Genomic DNA, 4,798 nt, shown 5'->3' on the forward strand with positions numbered 1-4,798 from the left:
GTCATCCAACGTTATTGGTTGTGCATTATAAATGTAATTCGGCTTGGGATGTTGTTGGTTTGTTGGGTGGCGTGACTCCGTCACTTAACCAACCTACATTTTTTACATGGAGGTTTTATGAGGTATCGTCGAAACTATCAAGCTGGAGGGACGTATTTTTTCACAGTTAATTTGCTTGAGCGAAATAAATCATTATTGGTTGATCACATTGATTTACTACGTGAGTCGGTACGTTGGGTTAAACGACATAAACCTTTCCATATTGATGCGTGGGTTGTGTTACCCGAACATCTTCATGCGGTGCTAACATTACCCGAAGAGGATTTTGACTACTCTGGCCGATGGCGTGAAATAAAAAAGCGCTTTTCTAAAGGGTTACCTAAAAGAGAATACCTATCTGAGGCACGCATGAATAAAAATGAACGAGGCATATGGCAACGTCGCTTTTGGGAGCATACCATTCGTGATGAGCAAGATTATTGGCATCATGTAAATTATGTGCACTTCAATCCACTTAAACATGGTTTAGTAAAAAGAGTGAGTGACTGGCCTTATTCAAGTTTTCACAAAGCGGTTGCAGCAGGGATCTATAGCCGCAATTGGTGTGGGGAATAATAAAATGTTGCTTTGTCTAAGCGCTTCAAACGCACTCAATAAATACCTAAAAGCTGATTTACCTCGCTTGCCACATGAACCTGGTAAACAAGCTGGGGTAAATACCCTGAACAGTGACAGCGATAATTTTAACTGGCAATTACAGATAATTGATAACAGCTATAAATCTCGTGAAAAAACAATCATTGTTTGTGAAGCGAATAGCCGTTTTACGTTTTTTATACCGGTCAGTTTAAAGCTATCGCAAGAGGAGTTAACTCAGCGTTTGCAGTACGAATGGCAGTTAATGATGGCTGAAACGCTTGAGGTGTATCAGCTAATACCACGCAGCGACATTGCGGTGCTGTTAAGTGAGCTATCTAAAATAGAGTTCACTCCGCATTGGGTTAAAAACACCGATTTAAGTATAAGTGGGCATATTAGCGACGCTGCACTTTGGGTTACTCAAACACTACAAGAAGAGGGACTTTATGATTTACCTAAAGAGCTTGCCATTGAGTTAGCTATTTATTTAAACACCCAACCTAAACGTATTACTAATAAAGCAACTCGCCGCAAAGAGAAGTTTATACCCATAGAGCGTTTATTGGGTTATTGCCAAACGTTGATCACCTCAGAGCAGCGAGGTAATAAAGCATCAACGGACATAGCTGGTAATAACAATATAATTAATTTTAGAGATTACCTGCACAGGTAAATATTAATGACAAGGAAGGTTAAATGAGTAGTACTATCTCTCCTGAAATTCAATCTATTGCAACATTATTTGCGAGTGATTTAGTTATTCCAGATTATCAGCGGCCATACCGTTGGAATGAACATAATGTGGCTCAATTAATAGTAGATATAAAAAGTAATTATTTAATTAGCGGTGCAGAGTATCGATTGGGTACAGTTGTTCTACATACTGCAACTAGTGGCAATAAACTTGAAATAGTTGATGGTCAGCAACGCACAATTACTTTGTGTATTCTGCTTACAGCTATAGCTACTAAATTAAATATAACGGATAAACCTGCACTTTTAACCACCATTGCCATTAATCATCCCGAGTCGCAACAACAAGTTCGGCACAACAGTGCATTGATTAACATGCAGCTTGAGCAAATGGATGAGCAAGAGTTAATTAATTTATATACTTTTATTTTATCGAACTGCTCGCTTGTTGTTATTAAACTAAGCGATATAAGTGAGGCGTTTCAATTTTTTGATAGCCAGAATGCACGAGGTAAAGCCCTTGAACCTCATGATCTTTTAAAAGCATATCACTTACGCGAAATGGGTCACGAAACTCAGCAAACAAAATTAAACACTATTAAGCACTGGGAACAAGAAGCCACAAGCTCGGGTAATTTAAAACCAATATTTGCTAATTACTTATACAGAATTAGACGATGGCTTAAAGGTGAACATGGGAGATATTTTACCAATAAACATATTGATGTTTTTAAAGGGGTAAACCTGAATAATAAAGAGGTACCGCATTACATTGAGACTGCTTTAAGAGCTCATATTTACACCACTCAATACAATCACTCTGTGGATCGAATAGTTGATAAAAACGAATTAAAGTACCCACATCAGATAGGTCAAATTATACTTAACGGCTCACGTTTTTTTGAATTTGTAGCTCATTATATTGAACAGCAAAAATACTTAGAAAAGCATACTGAGTTAGCACCTTATTTAAAAAGTTACAATGGCTCGCATAGAGCTGGTGATAATTATGCGCGTAATTTATTTTTAGCTGTTGTAATGCTTTACCATGATAAATTTAAAGAGCAGCATTTTAAGCAAGCTATCCGTTTATGCTTTTGTTGGGCTTATAAGCTAAGAGTGGAAAACTCGCGGGTATTAATGGCTAGTATTGATAATTATGCAAAAAATAGCAGTAGTTTATTAAATGTCATTGCGCATGCGTTAGATGCCAATGAAGTATTGCGCTATGTGGTAATTAAAAATGAAGAGGCTGTTAGCAGTAATAAAACCAAAGGGTTAGAAGCATTACACGGACTATATTTAGGTGAGGGTACAAATAATGAGCAATAATGACGTCCAAGCGCTGACTATCGAAGAGTTATTTTTTGGTAATGCTATTTATACCATTCCTAGCTATCAACGAAATTATGCTTGGGGGCAAGCACAAGTTGAACAACTTATTAATGACATTGATGATCAACGAAAAGAAGACGAAAACAAAAACTATTATGTTGGCTCATTAGTGGTAGATAGACGACAAGCGAATACAGAAATATCTGAATATGAAACCATTGATGGTCAACAACGACATACTACTTTGTGTATTATTTTGGCTGCGCTGAAACATTTAAATGTTGAAGTAGCTATTAAAACGCTTAATTTAAGCTTTGAATGCCGAGAAAGTTCAAAACGTACTCTTCTCTCTTTATTTGTCCATGGTGAACCGAAAGGTAAAACGTTACAAAACCTTGAACCAAGTATGGTGAATGCATTTAATGTGGCTTTAAAAATTTTCAAATCAAAATTCAATGCAAATGAATTAATTGAATTTAAAAAGTTTTTATTTGAAAAAGTAATTATTGTCCGAACATGTGTGCCTAAAGATACCGATCTTAATCATTACTTTGAAATAATGAATAATCGCGGTGAACAGCTCGAAAAGCACGAAGTTGTTAAAGCCCGCTTAATGAGTCATTTACCTGAAAATGAGCAACCCGTGTTTGCTCAAATTTGGGATGCGTGCTCAGATATGGGGCACTATATTCCGTTTCGGTTTGATAGCAAGGTAAGAACAAAAATATTTGGTGATGATTTAAAGCAGTTATTAACTTTGAGTTATGGGGGGAATGGCTTATTTAATGCTGTGCTTGATAAAGTTAACAGTGAGCAGGCATTATCAAAGAATTCAGATACTTTGCAAGCTTCGATTTATCAGGAGTCTCAGAGTAAGGGAAATTTATTTAACTTATATTCAGAAGCTAAGTTTTATGAGAGAAAAAAAAATGATGAGCAAACGCAATTGGATGATCGCTTTCGATCGATAATAAACTTTCCTAACTTTTTGCTCCATGCTCTTACACTTTTTGTGGATGCTGATGAGTTGATTGAACAAAAGGTGTCGCTTGATGATAAAAAGCTTATTAAAGAGTTCGATACATACATTCTAGAGGGCCTAGCCGAAGATAAATGCGCTCAAAAGGTCAGGCGGTTTGCCGGTGTATTATTAAAAACACGGTATTTGTTTGATTGTTACATTATCAAGCGTGATTTAAGTAGCCCAGAAAAAAACTGGGGAGTGCGTACTTTAGTAAGAAAAACCTCAGAAAAAGCCAAGCATAATGTTTCAACTGTTAATACTTTTATAGAGAATAGCGAAAAGCTGGTTATGCTACAAAGTATGTTTAATGTGTCTTACCCGGGTAACAGTTATAAGCATTGGCTTGCAAATACGCTAAGGTATTTGTTTAATCAAGAACAAACAATCGACGTTAAGAATTTCATTGTTCAATTAGAAACAAGTGCTTTTAATCAATTATGTTCTATTGGAAAAATAGATACTAAAAGTAGCATCCAATCTCAAAAAGAGCTTCTAAAACAAACTATTAATTGTGGCACTTCGGTACAAAATTATATTTTTAATTACCTCGACTACAAAATATGGCTTGAACTTAACAGAGGAGACTTTGATAAGGTTAAATTTAGTTTATTAGGTACGGATGATGAGATTCTTTTAGATACGCCCGTTGTTAATTCTATTAAAAAAGTAGCCACCGAGTTTAAATTTACAAACCGTAGCTCGGTTGAACATCACTATCCACAAACCTCTAAAACAGAGGCTATGGATAACAAGCTCATTGATACGTTTGCAAATTTATGTTTAGTAAGTAGCTCTACTAATTCAAGCCTAGGCAACGATTACCCTGAAGGTAAAAAGAAAACTGTGCTAGCTAAACAAGGCGATAAAGCTGAAAGTTTAAAGCAGCGACTGATGTTTAGTTACAAAGACTGGTACTTATCAAATGAAACAGCTTTAACTGAACAAGCAAGCGGTATTAAGCTGCATGGCGATGCAATGTTAGAATTACTGCTATTGCCTGTAATTACTTAGGGGAAGCTAATAGATTTGATGCTACTTTTAAACTCTTATCAAATAGCCATGTAGTATCTGCAACTACTGTAAATAATTTGAATGGCAGCTCCTGCA

Annotated in this window: 4 protein-coding genes; all 4 read left to right on the forward strand. The window is 36.0% G+C overall.

Annotation, left to right across the window (positions count from 1 at the left end; all coding sequences use genetic code 11):
• Positions 1-117: 117 nt before the first annotated feature.
• From P20439_RS17895 to P20439_RS17910, 4 genes are read left to right on the forward strand one after another with little or no spacing between them, the layout of a single operon-like run.
• Positions 118-615 (forward strand): transposase, encoded by a 498-nt coding sequence (locus tag P20439_RS17895; protein WP_008468896.1) that lies wholly within the window; start codon positions 118-120, stop codon positions 613-615.
• A gap of 4 nt (positions 616-619) precedes the next feature.
• The gene (locus P20439_RS17900) at positions 620-1,312 is read left to right on the forward strand and encodes a hypothetical protein (protein ID WP_008468898.1); all 693 of its coding nucleotides are present in this window, start codon (positions 620-622) and stop codon (positions 1,310-1,312) included.
• Between the two features lie 23 nt (positions 1,313-1,335).
• Positions 1,336-2,664, forward strand: a complete 1,329-nt coding sequence (locus tag P20439_RS17905; protein ID WP_008468900.1) for a DUF262 domain-containing protein — start codon at positions 1,336-1,338, stop codon at positions 2,662-2,664.
• Complete coding sequence (locus P20439_RS17910; protein ID WP_008468902.1) at positions 2,654-4,702, forward strand: DUF262 domain-containing protein; 2,049 nt, start codon at positions 2,654-2,656, stop codon at positions 4,700-4,702. The genes P20439_RS17905 and P20439_RS17910 overlap by 11 nt, the downstream gene beginning before the upstream one ends.
• Positions 4,703-4,798 lie beyond the last annotated feature (96 nt).

The sequence above is a fragment of the Pseudoalteromonas sp. BSi20439 genome, assembly GCF_000241165.1.
Taxonomy (GTDB): domain Bacteria; phylum Pseudomonadota; class Gammaproteobacteria; order Enterobacterales; family Alteromonadaceae; genus Pseudoalteromonas.